Consider the following 18700-nt stretch of genomic DNA (forward strand, 5'->3'; position numbering starts at 1 on the left):
CAAGGGACCGGGATGGACATTGTACCGTTCATGGCGTGCTGAACACACCTTGATGTACAGCCGAAAGGATTGCTTCGACGGCGGGATGCTTGATTTTACGCTCGTTCGAGATGGCGTAGACGTGCTCGCGCACCTGCGGCACGTGGCCGGCCAGCACTGCGCCGAACTGGTCGGCCAGGTCGCCGGCCAGCGCCGCCGGCGCGAAAAACAGGCCGGCGCCGCGTCGCCCGAAGGTGTTGAGCAGGGCGTTGTCTTCGAATTCGCCCACCACGTCCGGCCGCACATTGTGCAGCTCGAACCATTCGTCGATCCGTCCGCGCAGGGCGTTGTTGCGGGTGGGCAGCAGGAAGGGCGCGCCGTTCAGGCTGCCCGGAAAACCCTCGGCGTAGGCCCCGGCCAGGACCGGCGTGCCCACTACAATGGTGTCGCTTTCGAACAGCATGTGGCTGAACACGCGCAAGGTGGTGCCCGAGCGCACCGCGCGGTCGGTCAGCACCACGTCCAGCTTGTGCAGGGCCAGGTCGGCCAGCAGGGCTTCGAACTGGTCTTCGTAGCACACCAGGCGCACCGGGGTGGCCAGATGCAGGGTCGCCTCCAACAGGCGAAAGGCGGTCAACTTCGGCAAGGAGTCGGAAATGCCGACCGTGAGCCGGGTGCGCCCGCTGTCGGCTTCGCCCAGCGCTTCCTGCAATTGCTCGCCCAGCAGGAAGATCTGGTCGGCGTAGGCCAGCGCCAGGCGCCCGGCCTCGGTCAGTTGCAGGCCGCGGCCCTGCTGCATGAAGAGCGCCTTGCCGACCGACTGCTCGAGCTGGCTGAGCTGGGTGCTGATGGTCTGGATCGCCAGTCCCAGCCGTTCGGCGGCGCGCGTCACGCCGCCCTCCTTGGCCACCACCCAGAAGTAGTACAGATGGCGGAAATTCATTCCAGTATTTTTCATTCTTCGGTTTTTCAGAAGTAATCCTCAGATTATCTCCTATTTTTAAAAGCATTGCTTGCGGCTACACTGCATCCATCAACAATAACAAATGAGGGAAATCAACACATGAAGCATTTCAGAATTTCATTTTTAGTCACCTTCGTCTGCCTTGCGGTGGCCGGGTGGTGGGGCTACCAGCACCACGGGATCGGCGGCATGTTCTCGGCGCTGGGCGTGGCGGCCATCCTGGGCATCATGGAAGTGTCGCTGTCCTTCGATAACGCGGTCGTGAACGCCTCGGTGCTCAAGACTTGGGACGATTACTGGCAAAAGCTGTTCCTCGGCGTCGGTATCATCATCGCCGTGTTCGGTATGCGTTTGCTGTTCCCGCTGGTGATCGTGGCGCAAGCTGCCGACCTGGGCATTATTGAAGTGTGGAACCTGGCCCTGTCCGATCCTAAAGCGTACTCGGCGCACCTGACGGCGCACCATGCGGAAGTGGCGGCGTTTGGCGGTATGTTCCTGTTGCTGGTGTTCCTGAACTTCCTGCTGGACGATGAAAAAGAAACCCACTGGCTCGGCCGCATCGAAGAAAAGCTCGGCGCGCTTGGTAAAGTCGGCTCGATTTCGGTGATGATTGCACTCGGTACCTTGATGGCCAGCATGACGATGGTCGCCGAAGCGCAAAAGATGGTCGTGCTGATGGCTGGCCTGTGGGGTATCCTGATTTACGTCGGTGTCGACACGATCAGCAGCCTGCTCGAAGGCGATGAAGCCGAAGGCAGCAATGTCGGCGACATGGTCAAGCGCGGTGGTATCGGTGGTTTCCTGTACCTGGAAGTGCTCGATGCTTCGTTCTCCTTCGACGGCGTGATTGGTGCGTTTGCGATCACCACCGACGTCGTGATCATCATGCTCGGCCTGGCGATCGGTGCGATGTTCGTGCGTTCGATGACGGTGTTTTTGGTCAAGAAGGGCACGCTCGACGAATTCGTGTACCTGGAGCACGGCGCACACTATGCGATCGGTATCCTGGCGCTGATTATGTTGGCAAGCATGAAGTTCCATGTACCTGAAATCTTCACCGGCCTGATTGGCGTGGCCTTTATCGTCGCCTCGCTGTGGTCGTCGGTGCAGCACAAGAAACTGCAGCTGGCGGCGTAATTGACGTCGTTAAGCGCTGAGTAATACAAAGGCGGCAAACTGAAGAACACCAGTTTGCCGCGTCATTCCCCGGTGTTCATTGTCTTAACAACTTTTGGAGAACAAAGTATGCCTATCAGCTTGCAAAAAGGCGGTAACGTCAACCTGAGTAAAGAAGCACCCGGCCTGACCAAGATGATCGTCGGCCTCGGCTGGGACACGCGCGCCACCGACGGCAGCGCGTTCGACCTGGACGGCGCTGTATTCCTCCTGGGCGCCAGCGGCAAGGTCCGTTCCGACGCCGACTTCATTTTCTACAACAACCTGAAATCGGCTGACGGCTCGATCACCCACTCGGGCGACAACAAAACCGGCGCCGGCGACGGCGACGACGAAAACGTGACCATCGACCTGGCCAATGTGCCGGCCGATATCGACAAGATCGTGCTGGCCGTGACGATTCACGATGCCGAGACACGCCGCCAGAACTTCGGTATGGTATCGAAAGCGTTCGTCCGTTGCGTCAACGCCGCCGGCAACGCCGAAATCGCCCGCTACGACCTGTCGGAAGACGGCTCGACGGAAGCGGCCATGATCTTCGGTGAAGTCTACCGCGCAGGCAGCGACTGGAAATTCCGCGCCATCGGCCAGGGCTTCCAGGGTGGCCTGGGTCCTCTGGCAACGAGTTTCGGCGTCAACGTTTAACTTGTTGTGCGGCCCGCGCAGGTGTATTTAATCAGCGGCGCGGGCCGCAATACGGAGTGAACATGCCAGTTTTTACCATCACAGGCGATATCGATCCTTTCCTGCACGTGTCCATGACGCGCGGCGAGACGATTTACTGCGAATCGGGCGCGATGGTGATGATGGAGTCCGCGCTTGACCTCAAGGGCAAGATGCAGGGCGGCATCGCCAGCGCGCTGATGCGGCGCTTCGCCAACGGTGAATCGTTCTTCCAGCAGCACATCGAAGCGTTGCGCGGCGATGGCGATTGCCTGCTTTCCCCGACCCTGCCGGGCGCGATGCAGATCATCGACGTCGGCCAGCGCCACTACCTGCTCAGCGATGGCGCCTTTGTCGCGGCCAGCGCCAGGGTCGAACTCAAGGTGCGCACGCAAAGCCTCGGCAATGCGCTGTTCGCCGACAGCGGCGGCTTTTTCGTCACCGAGACCAGCGGCGCCGGCCAGGTGGTCGTGTCCGGCTTCGGCTCGATGCATGAGCTGATGGTGGAGAAGGGCAAGGACATCACGATCGATAATTCGCACGTGGTCGCCTGGGACAGCAGCCTGCAGTACACGCCGTCGCTTACCACCGGCACCAGCGGCGGCTTTTTAGGTAATCTGATCAACAGCCAGACCAGCGGGGAGGGCATCGTGCTACGCTTCTCCGGCAATGGCAAAGTCTATATTTGTTCGCGCAACCGTGCCTCGTTCCAAGCCTGGGCGGCAGGCCGCGCGCGCTAAAACCAAGGAGTCATACCATGTCAGTCAATCTGCAAAAAGGCCAGAAAATTTCTCTGGATAAAGAAGCCGGCAGCACCCTGACCCGCATCACCATGGGCCTGGGATGGGATGCTATCAAGACCAAGGGCCTGTTCGGCTTTGGCGGCAAGACCCAAACGGTCGATCTGGACGCTTCCTGCCTCTTGTTCGACGAGAGCGGCAGCCCGGTCGATGTGGTCTGGTTCCGCCAGCTCAAGAGCAAAGATGGCAGCATCGTGCACACGGGCGATAACCGCACCGGCGCCGGCGACGGCGACGACGAGCAGATCCTGGTCGACCTGACCCAGGTGCCGGCCACCGTCAAGTCGCTGGTGTTTACCGTGAACAGCTTCACCGGCCAGAACTTCGCGCAGGTCGAAAACGCTTACTGCCGCATCATCAACGGCGCCGACCAGAAGGAAGTGGCGCGCTTTAACCTGTCGGTGCAGGGCGAGCACACGGCCCAGATCATGGCCAAGCTGTACCGTCATGGCGGCGAGTGGAAGATGCACGCGATCGGCGAAAACGGCAGCGGCCGTACCTTCGACGAGCTGATGCCGAAGATCACGCCGCACCTGTAATTGTTTGCGCCGGCCGGGTTCCATCCCGGCAAGGCGCCTTGCGCGACCGGCGCTCCGCACCAAACCCATCCGTATGCGATGCGGGTTTTTGGCGCGGGGCGCTTTTTTTTTTGCGCATCGATCAACACCGCGCTGCTAGAATCGCGCTCGGAACAGCAAGCGAGGAACACACCCGCGATGCGACCATTTTCATTGCAAAGCGTTGTATGACCCTTGAAACGACCGGCGCGCCCGCGCGCCAGGAATCGCCATCGACCGGCGCCGCCACCGCCATCGCCCCGCGCTGTCTCTCGATCGACCTGGAAGTGGGCTTGAAGGACGGCCTGATCCACCAGTTCGCCGCCGTGCGCGGCGATACCGGCGAGGCCTTCGTCTTCACCAACGGTGATGTGGCGCAGGCGCTGGCGCGGCTCGACGACTTTGCCGACCCGGTCGCCTTCCTGCTCGGCCACAACCTGCTCGCATTCGACGCGCCGCACCTGGCCGCCGTGGCGCCGCAACTACGCCTGCTCAAGCTGCCGATGGTCGACACCTTGCGCCTCAATCCGCTCGCCTTTCCGCGCCATCCTTACCATCACCTGGTCAAGCATTACAAGCAAGGCCAACTGCAGCGCGGCAAGCTCAACGACCCGGAGCGCGACGCCCGCCTGACCCTGCAGGTGTTCACCGACCAGCTGGCCGCCTTGCGCGAGATGCAGGACAGCGCGCCCGCCCTGCTGTTGGCCTGGCACTGGCTCACCACCGATGCCGGGACGCTATCGGGTCTCAATTCCCTGTTCATGATGGTGCGCCGCAACACGCGCCCGAACGATGCCGACGCCATTGCCGCCATCCTGAGCCGCCTCGACGGCCAGGCCTGCATGACCGAGGCGGCGGCGGTCGCCGCCGACGCGCCCACCCTCGGTTGGGCGCTGGCCTACGCACTGGCCTGGCTCTCGGTGGCTGGCGCCAGCTCCGTCATGCCGCCCTGGGTGCGCCACCAGTTCCCGCAAGCGGCGCAACTGGTGCGACGCCTGCGCGACAAGGCCTGCAGCGACCCGGCCTGCGCCTGGTGCGGCGCGCGCCACAACCCGCTGGCGGAACTGAAGCGCTGGTTCCCGACGATGACCGCCTTTCGCCCCGAACCCTGCGACGCCCACGGCCGCCCCTTGCAGGAAGCGATCGTCGACGCCACCATGCGCGGACGCCACGTGCTCGGCATCCTCCCCACCGGCACCGGCAAGTCGCTGTGCTACCAGATTGCTGCCCTGTCGCGCTACGACAAGACCGGCGCGCTGACGGTCGTCATTTCGCCGCTGGTGGCGCTGATGGCCGACCAGGTGGCGGGCCTGGAAGCGCGCGGCATCGGCTGCGCGGTGGCGATCAACGGCCTGCTGTCGATTCCCGAACGGGCCGCCGCGCTGGAGCGGGTGCGCCTGGGCGACGCCGGCATCGTCATCGTCTCGCCCGAACAACTGCGCAGCCCCGGCGTGCGGCGCGTGCTGGAACAGCGCGAGATCGGCGCCTGGGTGCTCGACGAAGCGCACTGCATCTCGAAATGGGGCCACGATTTCCGCCCCGACTACCGCTACGTCGGCCGCTTCATCCGCGAGCGCGCCGGGCAGGGCGACATTGCCCCGGTGCTGTGCCTGACCGCCACCGCCAAACCGGACGTGGTGGCCGACATGCTGGCCCACTTTCGCGACAAAGTCGGGATCGACCTGATCGTGCTCGATGGCGGTGCGCGTCGCGTCAACCTGTCGTTCTCGGTGGTGCCCACCACCCCGGCCGAAAAATTCGCGCACATCCATCAACTGCTCGACGCCGAACTGCCAGCGCACGCGCCCGGCGGCGCGATCGTCTACTGCGCCACCAAAAAACAGACCGAGGAAGTCGCCGCCTTCCTGCGCCAGAAAGAGGTAGGCGCGGCGCACTTCCATGCCGGCCTGCGCGGGCGCGACAAGAAAGACCGCCAGCAAGCCTTCATCGCCGGCGAGCTCAAAGTCATGGTCGCCACCAACGCCTTCGGCATGGGCATCGACAAGCCGGACGTGCGCCTGGTGATCCATGCCGACATTCCCGGCTCCCTCGAAAACTACCTGCAGGAAGCCGGGCGCGCAGGGCGCGATTGCGGCGCGGCCCAGTGCGTGCTGCTCTACACGGTGGAAGATGTGGAGCGCCAGTTCGCCATGTCGGCCCGCTCGCGCCTGTCGCAGCAGGATATCCAGGTGGTGCTCAAGGCGATCAAGCGCCTGGAGCGCAAAAAACATGGCGACGCCGACATCATCGCCACCGCCGGCGAGATATTGACCGAAGACGCCGACGGCGACTTTGCGCGCGACTCGGCCACCGACGACACCCGCGTGCGCACCGCCATCGCCTGGCTGGAAGAAGCCAGGCTGCTCACGCGCGAAGAAAACCAGGTGCAGATCTTCCCATCCTCGCTGCGTGTGGCCACGCTCGAGCAGGCGCGCGAGAAGCTGGCCGCCTATCCGCTGTTCCAGGAGCATCGCACGGCCTTGCTGGCGCTGGTGGAGGCCCTGATCGGCGCCGACGCCGACGAAGGCATCTCCACCGACGAATTGATGAACGCTTCGGGCCTGTCGGCCGAGAAGGTGCGCGCCGCCTTGTATGAGCTGGAGCAGTACAAGATCGCCAGCAACGACACCGCGCTGACCGCTTTCGTGCACGTGGCGGTGGAGATGTCGTCCAGGCGCCTGTTCGAACAAAGCTGCGCGCTCGAAGAAGCGTTGTTGGACGCCATGCGCGAAGGCGCGCCCGACCTGGCCAAGGGCGGCTCCTCGGTGCTGCACCTGCGCCACGCCAGCTCGCGCCTGAAAGACGCGGGCCTGAACTGGGCCTTGCCCGACAAGCTGCTGCGCATCGTGCGCAGCATCGCCAACGACGGCCATGGCGACGATGGCGTCGGCAGTGTGGGCGTGCGCCAGCTCGACGCCGAAAGCGTGCAGGTCACCCTGCAACGCAGCTGGAATCAGGTCGCCAGCACCGCCGCCCTGCGCCGCGACGGCGCTGGCGCGCTACTGCGGCACCTGCTCGCCAGCCTGCCGCCCAGCGCCCGCGGCAACGACCAACTGGCCAGCACCACGCTCGGCCAGCTGCTCGCGGCCATCGAGGGCGACCTGGAACTGGCGGGCCGGGCCAAGTCGTGCCCCAGGCTGGTCGACCGCGGCCTACTGTGGCTGCACGAGCAGGGCGTGATCCGCCTGAACAAGGGCATGGCGGTGTTCCGCCCGGCGATGACGATTCGCCTGGCGCCCGAACGGCGCGGCTTCTACAAGGCCGACTTCGCGCCGCTGCAGCTGCACTACAGTGAACAGGTGGTGCAGATCCACGTCATGGCCGAATACGTGCAGCGCGGCCTGCAAAAGATGGCCGACGCGCTGCAACTGGCGATGGATTACTTCGGCATGGAGCGCGATCAGTTCATCGCGCAATGGCTGCCGGCGCGCGAAAAGGAACTGGAGCGCCAGACCACGCCGGCCTCGTGGCGCGCGATTGTCGAGAGCCTCAATAACAGCGCCCAGCAGCGCATCGTGGCCGACGACCGCGAACGCACCAACGTGCTGGCGCTGGCCGGCCCCGGCTCGGGCAAGACGCGCGTGCTGGTGCACCGCATCGCTTACCTGGTGCGGGTGCGGCGCGAAAATCCGCGCGCGATCCTGGTGCTGACCTATAACCGCCACGCCGCCGTCGAAATCCGGCGCCGTCTGGCCGCCCTGATCGGGCGCGAAGCCGCCGGCGTGATCGTACTAACCTGCCACGCGCTGGCGATGCGCCTGGCCGGCATCAGCTTCGACAAGCACCCCGGCGCCGCCGACGACCTGCTCAGGCAAGTCATTCCGCAGGCGGTGGCCCTGTTGAACGGAACCGGCCTGGCGCCGCAGGAAGCGGACGAGCAGCGCGACCGCCTGCTCGGCGCCTTCCGTTGGATTCTGGTGGACGAATACCAGGACATCGGACCGGACCAGTACGCGCTCATCTCGGCGCTGGCGGGGCGCAACAGCGCCGACGAGGATGCGCGCCTGTCCCTGTTTGCGGTCGGCGACGACGACCAGAACATCTACGCATTCAACGGCGCCTCGGTCGACTTCATCCGCCGCTTCGAACAGGACTACAGCGCCAGGCCGGCCTACCTGACCGAGAACTACCGCTCGACGCGGCACATCATCGACGCGTCCAACCTGCTGATCGCGCCGGCTTGCGCGCGCATGAAAAACCAGAACCCGATCAGCATCGACCGCGCGCGCAGCAAGCTTGACGCGGGCGGTGCGTGGCATGCGCGCGACGCGGTCGGGCGCGGCCGGGTGCAGATCATCGACGCCGGCGTGGATAACGCCAGCCAGGCGCTGGCCATCATGGCCGAATTGCAGCGCCTGGCCGCGCTCGATCCCGGCTGGGACTGGGCCGGTGTGGCGGTCATCGCGCGCGAATGGAAAACCCTGGAACCGGTGCGCAGCTTTTGCATGATGAACGCCATTCCGGTGCAGCTGGCCAACGAAGAAGCCGCACAATTCTGGCGCCTGCGCGAAACCCAGGCGCTGGTGCGGTCGCTGCGCCAGGACGCCGCTGCGCTGGTCGACACCGCAGCCATCGAGGCTTGGCTGGACACCCAGCCGCACGGCACCTGGCTTGCCCTGTTGCGCCAGGCGGTGCAGGAATACGCGCTCGAGACGGGCGGCGCCGAACTGCCGGTGGCGCACTTCATCGAATGGCTGGCCGAATGGGGCCGCGAAGCGCGCCGGCGCCAGACCGGCTTACTGCTGCTGACGGCGCACCGCGCCAAGGGGCTCGAGTTCGAGCACGTCGCCGTGGCCGATGGCGATTGGACCGCGCTTAGTAGCAACGACGACGCCGATGCGCCGCGCCGCCTTTACTACGTGGCGATGACGCGCGCACGCCAGACGCTGACGCTGGCGCGCTTTGCGCCATCGCGCAGCCGTCCGGCCAGCCTGCTCGACGCACTGGACGACGCCCCATGCCTGCTGCGCCGCGCGCCAGTGGCGCTGGCTGCGCCGCCGGGTGCGCTGCGGCGCCGCTATCTGCAGCTAAGCTTGGAAGATGTCGACATCGGCTTCGTCGGCCGGATGGCGCCGGGCGACCCGGTCCATCGCGCCATCGGGGCGCTGCGGATCGACGATCCGCTGCTGCTACGCGAGGGCAAAGCCAAGTGGGAGCTGGTCACGCTCGACGGGGTGGTGGTGGGCCAGCTGGCCCGCTCATTCAAGCCGCCGCACAATCTGCGCTGGAGCGCGGGACGGGTCGCGGCCATCCTGGTTCGCCAGGCTGCCGACGACGACACCGATTACCGCCGTCTGGCCCGCTGCGACCAATGGGAAGTGGTGCTGCCGGAACTCGTCTTCGACATCTGAACCGGCTGACGCCAAACGCCGGTGCCAGGTCTGACAAACGGACACGGCCTCTGCAGTGAAGCCCCGGGCCCGCATCGCCACCGTCCAGGCAATGGCGAAGTGTCAATACCTGACAACAACCATGACACAAAAAATGCACTGGCTCCATAACCTCGCCTCTATAATAGATATTTTTATAACATTATAGGACTAAACATGTTTCGTTATCTCGCATGCGCAGCAACGGCCTTCCTGTTTCTTTCGCCGGCCCAGGCGGCCCTGCAATCGTATAACTGGAGTTTCACCGGCGGCTTCGCCTATCCCGACACTGGCGGCTCACTTCCCCGCGACACCACGCTCAAGGGCTGGTTCACAGTGGACGACTTGAACGCCGACGGCAAGTTCGACAAATCCGAATTGCAGTCGCTTTCCTATTTCGGCGACGAATATATGAACTGTGCCGAGTGCGCAATCAACAGCTTCTTGTGGGTACCGGGCAGTGCACCGCAGTTCGACATTTCCCGTTCAAACTATACTGGGCCGTACTATTATTCCTACTCCTTACGCACGGGGGTCAGCTTCAGGGACTTCGGAGGCGTCTATGGTCAAGGCGAGCCGTACAGTAGCGGTGGTGACTGGACCCCGAACGTCACCTGGAAAGTGAGCGCCGTGCCCGAGCCGCAAACCTGGTTGATGCTGGGCGCGGGCCTGCTGGCCATCGGTGCTGCCGCGCGCCGCCGCAAGGTTGGTTGAGCCTTCCGGGCGCACTTGAAGAAGTTGCCGGCGCAATCCGGCAACCGGGTAACGCCCCGACCGTGCGCTGCTGGCCGAAAGCGTTAGCGGTGTAGCGTCGCCCTCCCTGGTAAATCCGAACCCGCCGCCAGATCTGGCTTTCCGTGGGTTCGCCCCGTCAGGCCTGACACCAAACAAGAAGATTGCCGGAAAAACTTGACCAGGCCGTTTGCTCCGTATACTGCATTAGTTAATTAATACACTAGACTGATATGACCAGCCCTTTAGCCCATCTGTTCTCGATCGCCACCGGGTCATCCGAGCCGATCTACCGTCAACTGGTGGACCAGGCGCGGCGCCTGATCGCCGGCGGCCAGCTCGCTCCGGGCGACGCCATGCCGTCCGTGCGCGAAGTCGCGCTGGCCCTGGCCGTCAATCCCATGACGGTCTCGAAAGCCTGGGGCCTGCTCGAAACCGAAGGCGTGCTCACGCGCCGGCGCGGCCTCGGCATGACGGTGGCCGAAGCGCCGCCGTCCGGCCACAGCCTGGCGCAGCGCGCCCAGTTGCTGCGCCCGACCCTGGAACGCGCCGCGCTCGAAGCGCGCCAGCTCGAACTCGATCCCGCTACCGTCCTTGCCCTGTTCACCCAAATAATGAAAGACACCCCATGACCGCCCCCATCCTGCACGCCTCGGCGCTGAGCAAGCACTTCGGCGACCAGCCCGTCCTCAACGCGCTCGACTGGCAAGTGCGGCCGGGCCAGGTAGTCGGCCTGCTGGGCCGCAACGGCGCCGGCAAGTCGACCCTGCTCGAATGCCTGCTCGGCCTGCGCGAGAGCGATGGCGGCACCGTCACCGCCTTCGGCGAAGCGGTCGCCGACCTGTCGTCCGCCGCGCGCGCCCGCATCGGCTACGTGCCGCAGGCGAGCGACTTGTTCGAATGGATGACGGCGCGCCAGATGCTGGCGTACTTCGAAGCGCTGTACCCGCGCTGGAATGCGGCGCGCGTGACGCAGTTGCTGGCGCCCTGGCGCACGACCCGGACCTGCTGGTGCTGGACGAACCTGTGTCGGCGCTCGACCCGGTCGGCCGGCGCGACTTTTTGCGCGAGCTGGTCGACGATGTGATCGAGCGCGGCACCACGGTGGTGTTCTCGACGCACATTTTGTCGGACCTGGAACGGGTGGCGCCGGACGTGGCATTTCTCAAGGATGGCAACATCGTGCTGCAGGGCACGCTCGACGCGTTGCTGGAGAATGCGCGCCGGGTCAGCGGCCCGAGCGCACTGCTGGCGACCCTGGTGATTGACGGCGAACTGCGCCGCACCAGCACGCACGATGGCTTCACCCAAGTCATCACAAGCGCGGCCGGCGCAGGCTTGCAGGCCCGGGCCGCGCGCGAGCCGGCGCTGCGGCTGGAAGCGCTCAGCCTGGAAGACCTGTTCGTGGCGGTGACCCAATGAGCGCGTTGCGTATCGACGATGCCGGCGCCGAGTGGCGCGCCAGCGGCGCCATCGCGATGGCCGCCATCCGCGGCCGCACCAGCCTCGGCGGCAATGGGCTGAGCTGGCTGTTCCTGGCGGCGATGCTGGTGACGCCGCTCGTGGCCGGCACGCTGAGCGGACAGTGGCGGCGCTCCATCGGACTGGGCGCTGGCATTCCGCTGGCGCTCCTGTCGCTGTTGTGGTGGGGCCTGCTGTTGGCGTCGATGGTCCAGCAAAACCATGTCGCGAGCAAGCTGGTGCCTGATCTGGCGCGGCGTTCGCTGCGCCTGCTGGCGCTGGTCTATCTGTCGGTCGCCAGCGTGCTGACAGGGCTGTTTGTGCTGGCCGGCGCCCCGGTGATCCCGACCCTGGTGATCGTCTGTACGGTCATGAGCTATTTCGCGCTCATGGTGGTGTTCCCGCTGCTGGGCTACCTCGTTTGCGCCACGCTGTTCCTGCCCGGCGTGGTGTCATGGCTGGTTCCCGGCTTGCCGGAGCAGGTGTTGAGCGTGGACTTGCTGAGCGCCGTCGGGGCCCTGTTTTGTGTTGTTGTGGGGTACGCCTTGACGCGTCGCCTGTTGCGCAGCCCTTGGCCGCTGCGCGCGCCGGCGCTGGCCGGCCGCACGCCAGGCGGGCGGGCCGGGGGCGCCTATGCGCGCGCACTGCGGCGCGATTGCGCACGCGGCGCGGCTGGCCCTTTGCTGTTGCACGCGCTCGGCCCGGCGCTGCGCCTGGAGCGCGGCTGGTTGATCGGGGCCGTCTGCGTCAGCGCCATCGGCGTGGCGGCCGGGGCGCTCGGCTGGTCAAAGGGGACATCGTTCGTGCTGGCGCTGCCGGCGCTGATGGCGGCCGCACTGTTGTTGCAGGCGGCGCTGCCGCACGCCCTGGTGTGGGCGTTCCGGCGAACCCGCGCCCAACAGTCCTTGCTGCGCCTGGCGCCGCGCGCTCCCGGCGCCAGTACCATGAACGCGGTGCTGGCGCGCGCCTTGCTCGGCCGCCTGGCCGGCTGCTGGGCCATCATCAGCGTGCTCACCCTGGCATTGACGTTCGGTATCGGCGCCAGCCTGGCGGAAGTGGCGCGGCTGCTGCCGGCATGTTGCCTCGGTATTGGCGCCAGCGCGCTGGCCTTGCGTCACTACGCGGGGGGCGCCGCTGCGCGGAACGGTGTGTTGGGTGCTTGCACGCTCTGGCTGCTTCCCGCCTCGGCACTGCAATACGCCGCCCTGAGCGGTCGCTTCGACAACGCCACCTGGTGCATGATCGGGGCCGTGACGCTGCTGGCCGGCGCCGCCTGGGCGCGCCATTGCTGGCTGCGCATGGCGACGGCGCCGCCCGCCTTCCCGAGCTTTTGAACTCCTTGATATCGTATTTATGGTTGTGTGTGCAACGTAAGTTCGCTGCTACAATGTAAACTTTTACAACATCACAGGAACAAAAATGTTACGTTACATCGCATGCGCAGCAACCGCTTTCATGTTCCTTGCCCCGGCCCAGGCAGCCATCCAATCGTATGACTGGACTTTTACCGGCGGCTTCCTCGGTATCGAAAGTGGCAGTCCCTTCGACGCCACGCTCCAGGGCACTTTTACGGTGAACGACGTGAACGCCGACGGCAAGTTCGACAAATCCGAATTGCAGTCGTTTTCCTATCGCGGCTACGACTATCCGACCTGCGCCGGCTGCTCCATCTACAGTTTCTCGTGGGTGCCGGGCAGTGCTCCGGAGTTCGACATTAACCGCCGAACAGATACGGAGTGGTCTTATTCTTCGGAGTCCGTACGCACGGGGCACAGTTACGGATTCTTCTCAGGCGCATATGGCGGCGGCGAGCCGTACATTGGCGGCGGCCGCTGGACTTCGGACGTGACCTTTAAAGTGAGCGCCGTGCCCGAGCCGCAAACCTGGCTGATGCTGGGCGCGGGCCTGCTGGCCCTCGGTGCTGTCGCGCGTCGCCGCAAGTCCGTTTAAGAGCTGAGGTCGGCGGCGGCCTGTGCGGCCGGCCGCCTGCCTGCGCTAGTGCGCGCTCTTCTGCACCAGGGCGCTGCCCACGCCGTGGCGCTTGCCTTCGCTGACGGCCGTTACCGTGCCGTCGGCATGGAACACGATGGCGTTGGCCGCGCCGATTTCTTCGATCTTGGGATTCCACTTGTAGCCGAGCTTTTCCAGCGCCAGCGCCTGCGCGCTGCCGGCAAAACCCGGTTCCGTTTCGGTTAGCGCATCGTTGCGCTGGCTCAGGCGCGCAGCGTTGATGGCCTTGTCCATCGGCATGCCGAAGTCGATGTAATTGACGATGGTTTGCAGCACGGTGGTGATGATGGTCGCGCCGCCCGGACTGCCCACCGTAAAGGCCGGCTTGCCATTCTTGAATGCCATCGTCGGCGCCATGCTGCTGCGCGGGCGCTTGCCCGCTTCCGGCACGTTGGGGTGCGGTCCGCCGAAGTCGAAATCGGTCATTTCGTTGTTGAGCAAAAAGCCGTAACCGGGCACCACGATGCCGCTGCCGCCCCACGATTCGATGGTGAAGGTGTAGGCGACGATATTGCCCTCCTTGTCGGACACGGCCAGGTGGGTGGTGTGGGCATTCTCGGCCATCAGGCGCGCCGCCTGCGGACGCTGCGGCACGCTGGGGTCGTTCTGGAAGGGATACGGGTCGCCCGCCAGCACCTTGGGCCCGGCGCGCTCGGCGTTCATGGCGGTGCGCCGGCGCGCCGCGTATTCCTTGCTGAGCAGGCCGGCCACCGGCGCGTCCACATACTCGGGATCGGCCAGGTAGGCGTTGCGGTCGGCAAAGGCCAGGCGGCTCGCTTCCATGGTCAGATGCTCGGCGCTGGCGCGCGGCAGGGCCTTGAGCTTGTAGCCTTCGAGCAGGTTGAGCGCTTCGCCGATGGCGATGCCGCCACTGCTCGGCAAGGGCATGCCGACGATCTCGTAGCCGCGGTAAGTCGTCTTGAGCGGCTGGCGGATGCGCGCTTCGTAGTTGGCCAGGTCGGCCATGCTCAGCGTGCCGGCGCGCACGCGCACCCCGGGCGCCACCGGCGGCCGGGCCACGGCCTCGACGATGGCGCGCGCCATCGGGCCCTGGTAAAAGGCTTTCTGGCCTTGCGCGCCGATGTCGCGGTAGGCCCTGGCCAGGCCCGGGTTTTTCAGCACGGCGCCGAGCGCCGGCGGCTTGCCATCCTTGAAGTACAAGGCGCTGCTGCTGGTAAACATCTGGAGCTTTTTCTGGTTTTCGGCGCTCAGGCGCCTGAAGTTCTCGCTCACCGGAAAACCCTTGCTGGCCACGCCGATGGCGGGCGCCAGCACCTGCTTGAACGACATGGTGCCGTAGCGGCTCAGTGCTTCGTGCCAGCCGCGCACGGTGCCGGGCACGCCGACCGAGGCACCGCTGGCGATGGTGGTGTCGAGGTCGCTGTCCTTGCCGTTTTCCTGGAATACGCTGGGACTCACACTGCCTGGCGCCGATTCGCGGTGGTCGACCGTGATCACGCGCTTGTCTTTGGCCAGGTAAATCATCATGAAGCCGCCGCCGCCGATGCCGCAGCTGTAGGGATCGGTCACGCCCAGGGTGGCGGCCGCCGCAACGGCCGCGTCGACCGCGTTGCCGCCCTTGTTCAGGATCGCCATGGCCGACTGCGACGCTTGTTCGCTGATGGTGGCGACCGCGCCGCCGGTGCCGCTGGCCACCGGGGTCCTGGCATGGCCCAGGGGAATGATCAGGACGATGGTGCAGGCGAGGGCGAAGCGGCGGGCGGGGTGGCTCATGTGGATTTATCGGCTTTCGGTGGGAGGTTGGCTGATGGTCAGGCGCACCGCTGACGGCGGGGCCGGCGGCGCACTGGTGGGCCGTGGTGGTGGCGGGGTCGTGGCCAGGGCAATGACCAGGTCGGGCCGCTGCACCGAGATGTAGGTCGGCTCGGCCGGTTCCAGGTCGAACGGTTCTTGGCCGGTGGGAAAGATCAGGGTGAAGTGGTAGACGATCTTGCCGGCCGTGATGCAAAACACGTCGGGCGGGCAGCGGCTGTCGTCGACGCGCTCGAAGCGCAGGACGGTGTCCGGCGCCAGCGTGGTGCTGGTCTGCGGCAACAAGGCAACAGTCTGGTTGTTCTTGTGGTGCATCGGCGCTTCCTTCGGCGGATCCTTCATTGGCGCGGCGGTGCACCCGGTAAATATACAGGCGGCGGCGAACGCGAAAAGCAGCTTGTTCATGATGGGCTCCTCAATAGTGGGAAAGCCGATCATAGATCATATCAATTTCGCCACTGTGTGGCCGCGCAATTGACGAGCCGGCGCGCGCCCGGGCTGCCGCACGCTTGCGTTGCGATGGATAAACGCCGGGCCAGCCGGAGCTGGCCCGTGGGAAATTACGCCTGCGCGATGCTTTCTTGCAGGCGGCGGCGGGTGCGGCGGGTCAGGCCGATCACGGCCAGGCCCAGCGCCAGCATGGCGTAGGTTTCCGGTTCCGGCACGGCGCTGGTGTAGACGGTCAGGGTCGGGTTCAGCAGGGTCAGGCCGGCCAGGGAATCCTGGCTGTGGACGACGCCGTCCGGCGTGGTCCAGCTGGCCGGCGTGGCGAACACGGTCATGCTGCCGTTCAGGGACATGCTCATCTGCGTGAGCATGATGTTGCCCGCGTTGAAGACGAAGGCGTCGTTCCCATTGAGCAGTTTGACCTGGCGGTTGCCGTTGCGGCTCCAGTTGTCGGCGCCGCTGGCGAACAGGCTGACCGAGCCGCGGTTGCTCGCTGTGCCGGCCCCGGCCAGTCCGCCCGGCGGTACGGCGGCGTCGAGCGTGCCGGCGAAGGTGGCGGAAAAGGAATAGCCGGTGATCAGGTAGCCCGACCGCGCGGCAAAGCTCATCTCGCCCGAGTAGTCAGTGCCGTCGGCCTCGCTGCTTTTGACGGCCATGCTGCTGGCAAAATCGCTGAAACGGATGGTCGTCGCGCTGCCGGTGTCGGATACCAGCACGTCGGCCAGGTGCGAATCAGGATTGCTGAAAGTGAAGGTTTTAGCTTCGATGACGGTCGGCGCCGCCGTTGCGGTAGCGGACGCGAAAGCCAGCGCGACTGCACCCATCTGCAATGTAATCAAGTTCATTGGTCCCATTCCTTTTCATGTCATCACATCGATGAACGCCCCACGGCGTTTTCAAGTTGCCATCATAATCGAGGGCTACCCGCACGTCATAGGACAACATTGTAAGAAAGGTATTGGGGCCAACAGGCGCCGCCGGCAGGATCGCGGCGGCCCGGCCTTACGCGTCGAGACTGTCCTGCAGGCGCTTGCGGGTGCCGCGCGTGAGGACGATGACGGCCACGCCGACAGCGAGCATGACGTAGGTTTCCGGTTCCGGCACCGATTGCGAGGCCACGCTGGCGCGCGTGCCGGCCGTGTCGAAGGCACTGCGCGCTTGCTTGTCGAAGCTGGTGCGCACGTCCGGGTAAGCCTGGCGCAGGGTGGGCGTGCTCCAGGCGCTCAGATTGCTGCTGGCAACCACGCTCAGGGCGCTGGCGACATCGTGCTTGTTTTCGCCCAGCACGTCGCCCGGGCGCAGGTGCATGGCGCGGGTGACGTCGGCCAGGCCGCGGCTGGAACGCACGTCGGCCAGTTCGATGCCGGCATGGCTGGCATAGTGTTTGCTCACATTATTCAGGGCAGGGGACTCGATCAGGGCCGGAGCGGCGCCGGCCAGGCCGGGCGCCAGCAGCAGGGCGGCCAGAGGTCGTGTCCATGTTAAGTATTTCATTTGCAGACTACCTATTCATGTTTAGCTGTGAAAAAGGCTGTGACGGCGCGCAGGGCAGCGCTCGGGGCCCAGTATTGCCGCGCTCGCACATCGGCACGGTATGCATGATACGTCAAAGTCGAATTATAAATATGTAATCAAGTGTATTGACTTGTACAAGCTTGATGAATTGTACCGACAAAAAAAATGCCGCCTAGTCTACACCAGGCGGCATCGGCGCGGGGCGCCGGACGTGCACTCTACTCAGATAAATGCGGAAAGTGCCGTTTTCATCTTCTTGAGCGCCGCGCTTTCGATCTGGCGGATGCGCTCGGCCGAGACGCCGAACTCGTCGGCCAGGGCGTGCAGGGTCGCACCCGAGCCGTCGTCGTTGGCCAGCCAGCGCGCTTCGACGATGCGGCGCGAACGGGCGTCGAGCTTGCCCAGCGCGGTTTCCAGGCCTTCGGACTGCAATCGCGTGACCTGTTCGGCTTCGAGCACCTTGGTCGGCTCGGACAGGTCCGACGACAGGTAGGCGATCGGCGAAAACTTGTCGTCTTCGTCGTCGGTCGGCGCTTCGAGCGCGATGTCGCGGCCGGACAGGCGCGTTTCCATCTCGATCACTTCTTCGCGCTTGACGTCGAGCAGCTTGGCCAGCGCATCGATCTGGCTCGGGCTCATGGCGTCGAGCCCCTGCTTGTTGCTGCGCAGGTTGAAGAACAGCTTGCGCTGGGCCTTGGTCGTGGCGACCTTGACCAGGCGCCAGTTCTTCAGGATGTACTCATGCATCTCGGCCTTGATCCAGTGCATCGCGTACGACACCAGGCGCACGCCCTGGTCCGGGTCGAAACGCTTGACCGCTTTCATCAGGCCGATATTGCCTTCCTGGATCAGGTCGGCGTGCGGCAGGCCATAGCCGAGGTAACCGCGCGCGATCGACACCACCAGGCGCAGGTGCGACAGCACCAGCTCTTGCGCGGCGGCCAGGTCGTTGTTCGTTTGCAGGCGCTGGGCCAGGGAAATCTCTTCTTCGTGGGTCAGCATCGGCAGGCGGTTCACCGCCGAGATATAGGCGTCGATATTGCCCAGGTTGCCGGTGAAACCGAGTCCTAAAGCACGATTGCCGGTCGGAACCAATGCGGATTGTGCGGACAACGTCATCATGTATTTCCTCGTAGAGTTCTGTGCTGCATCATCGAATGCCCGGGCCGGAGACGGCTCCGGGGCGACTGTTGCGATCTGATGCCAGCGGTGGCTTCGGGTCTTCCCCGCCATGCAAGTCCCTATATTAGCACT

General features: G+C 65.0%; 17 protein-coding genes. 11 read left to right on the forward strand and 6 right to left on the reverse strand.

What is annotated here, in order from left to right; translation table 11 throughout:
- Positions 1-28 precede the first annotated feature (28 nt).
- A complete protein-coding gene (locus tag F2P46_RS18635; protein WP_166892810.1) occupies positions 29-937 on the reverse strand; it encodes a LysR family transcriptional regulator in 909 nt (302 codons plus the stop codon).
- 105 nt (positions 938-1042) lie between these two features.
- Here F2P46_RS18635 and F2P46_RS18640 point away from each other — a divergent pair, with 105 nt between their 5' ends.
- From F2P46_RS18640 to F2P46_RS18685, 11 genes are all read left to right on the forward strand, one after another.
- Complete coding sequence (locus tag F2P46_RS18640; protein ID WP_166892813.1) at positions 1043-2080, forward strand: DUF475 domain-containing protein; 1038 nt, start codon at positions 1043-1045, stop codon at positions 2078-2080.
- Between the two features lie 108 nt (positions 2081-2188).
- Entirely contained in the window at positions 2189-2764 is a 576-nt protein-coding gene (locus F2P46_RS18645) for a TerD family protein (protein ID WP_166892816.1), read from the forward strand.
- Positions 2765-2826: 62 nt separating this feature from the next.
- Positions 2827-3522, forward strand: coding sequence for a TIGR00266 family protein (locus F2P46_RS18650; protein ID WP_166892819.1), 696 nt, complete (start codon positions 2827-2829; stop codon positions 3520-3522).
- A gap of 17 nt (positions 3523-3539) precedes the next feature.
- On the forward strand, positions 3540-4121 hold the full coding sequence (locus F2P46_RS18655; RefSeq protein ID WP_166892820.1) for a TerD family protein: 582 nt from the start codon (positions 3540-3542) through the stop codon (positions 4119-4121).
- A gap of 206 nt (positions 4122-4327) precedes the next feature.
- A complete protein-coding gene (locus F2P46_RS18660; RefSeq protein ID WP_166892823.1) occupies positions 4328-9490 on the forward strand; it encodes a RecQ family ATP-dependent DNA helicase in 5163 nt (1720 codons plus the stop codon).
- A 195-nt stretch (positions 9491-9685) separates the two neighbouring features.
- A complete protein-coding gene (locus tag F2P46_RS18665; RefSeq protein ID WP_166892826.1) occupies positions 9686-10222 on the forward strand; it encodes a PEP-CTERM sorting domain-containing protein in 537 nt (178 codons plus the stop codon).
- A gap of 251 nt (positions 10223-10473) precedes the next feature.
- Positions 10474-10872 carry a GntR family transcriptional regulator gene (locus F2P46_RS18670; protein WP_166892829.1) on the forward strand — a complete coding sequence of 133 codons (399 nt, stop codon included), beginning with the start codon at positions 10474-10476 and terminating at the stop codon, positions 10870-10872.
- Positions 10869-11327: an ATP-binding cassette domain-containing protein gene (locus tag F2P46_RS37750; RefSeq protein WP_229509344.1), complete on the forward strand. Its 459-nt coding sequence runs from the start codon at positions 10869-10871 to the stop codon at positions 11325-11327. The genes F2P46_RS18670 and F2P46_RS37750 overlap by 4 nt, the downstream gene beginning before the upstream one ends.
- The gene (locus F2P46_RS37755) at positions 11252-11662 is read left to right on the forward strand and encodes a hypothetical protein (protein WP_229509345.1); all 411 of its coding nucleotides are present in this window, start codon (positions 11252-11254) and stop codon (positions 11660-11662) included. The genes F2P46_RS37750 and F2P46_RS37755 overlap by 76 nt, the downstream gene beginning before the upstream one ends.
- On the forward strand, positions 11659-13035 hold the full coding sequence (locus tag F2P46_RS18680; RefSeq protein WP_166892832.1) for a hypothetical protein: 1377 nt from the start codon (positions 11659-11661) through the stop codon (positions 13033-13035). Before F2P46_RS37755 ends, F2P46_RS18680 begins: the two co-directional genes overlap by 4 nt.
- 85 nt (positions 13036-13120) lie before the next feature.
- A complete protein-coding gene (locus F2P46_RS18685; RefSeq protein WP_166892834.1) occupies positions 13121-13651 on the forward strand; it encodes a PEP-CTERM sorting domain-containing protein in 531 nt (176 codons plus the stop codon).
- A 45-nt stretch (positions 13652-13696) separates the two neighbouring features.
- Here the strand turns inward: F2P46_RS18685 and ggt are convergent, their stop codons facing one another.
- From ggt to rpoH, 5 genes are all read right to left on the reverse strand, one after another.
- Positions 13697-15445 (reverse strand): gamma-glutamyltransferase, encoded by a 1749-nt coding sequence (gene ggt, locus F2P46_RS18690; RefSeq protein WP_166892837.1) that lies wholly within the window; start codon positions 15443-15445, stop codon positions 13697-13699.
- Positions 15446-15451: 6 nt separating this feature from the next.
- The gene (locus F2P46_RS18695; protein ID WP_166892840.1) at positions 15452-15889 is read right to left on the reverse strand and encodes a hypothetical protein; all 438 of its coding nucleotides are present in this window, start codon (positions 15887-15889) and stop codon (positions 15452-15454) included.
- 155 nt (positions 15890-16044) lie between these two features.
- Positions 16045-16776: a PEP-CTERM sorting domain-containing protein gene (locus tag F2P46_RS18700; protein ID WP_166892843.1), complete on the reverse strand. Its 732-nt coding sequence runs from the start codon at positions 16774-16776 to the stop codon at positions 16045-16047.
- A 157-nt stretch (positions 16777-16933) separates the two neighbouring features.
- Positions 16934-17425, reverse strand: a complete 492-nt coding sequence (locus tag F2P46_RS18705; RefSeq protein ID WP_166892846.1) for a PEP-CTERM sorting domain-containing protein — start codon at positions 17423-17425, stop codon at positions 16934-16936.
- Positions 17426-17668: 243 nt separating this feature from the next.
- Positions 17669-18568, reverse strand: coding sequence for an RNA polymerase sigma factor RpoH (rpoH, locus tag F2P46_RS18710; protein WP_166892849.1), 900 nt, complete (start codon positions 18566-18568; stop codon positions 17669-17671).
- Between the last annotated feature and the right edge of the window lie 132 nt (positions 18569-18700).

The organism is Massilia sp. CCM 8734, assembly GCF_011682155.1.
Lineage (GTDB): Bacteria > Pseudomonadota > Gammaproteobacteria > Burkholderiales > Burkholderiaceae_D > Telluria_A > Telluria_A rubra.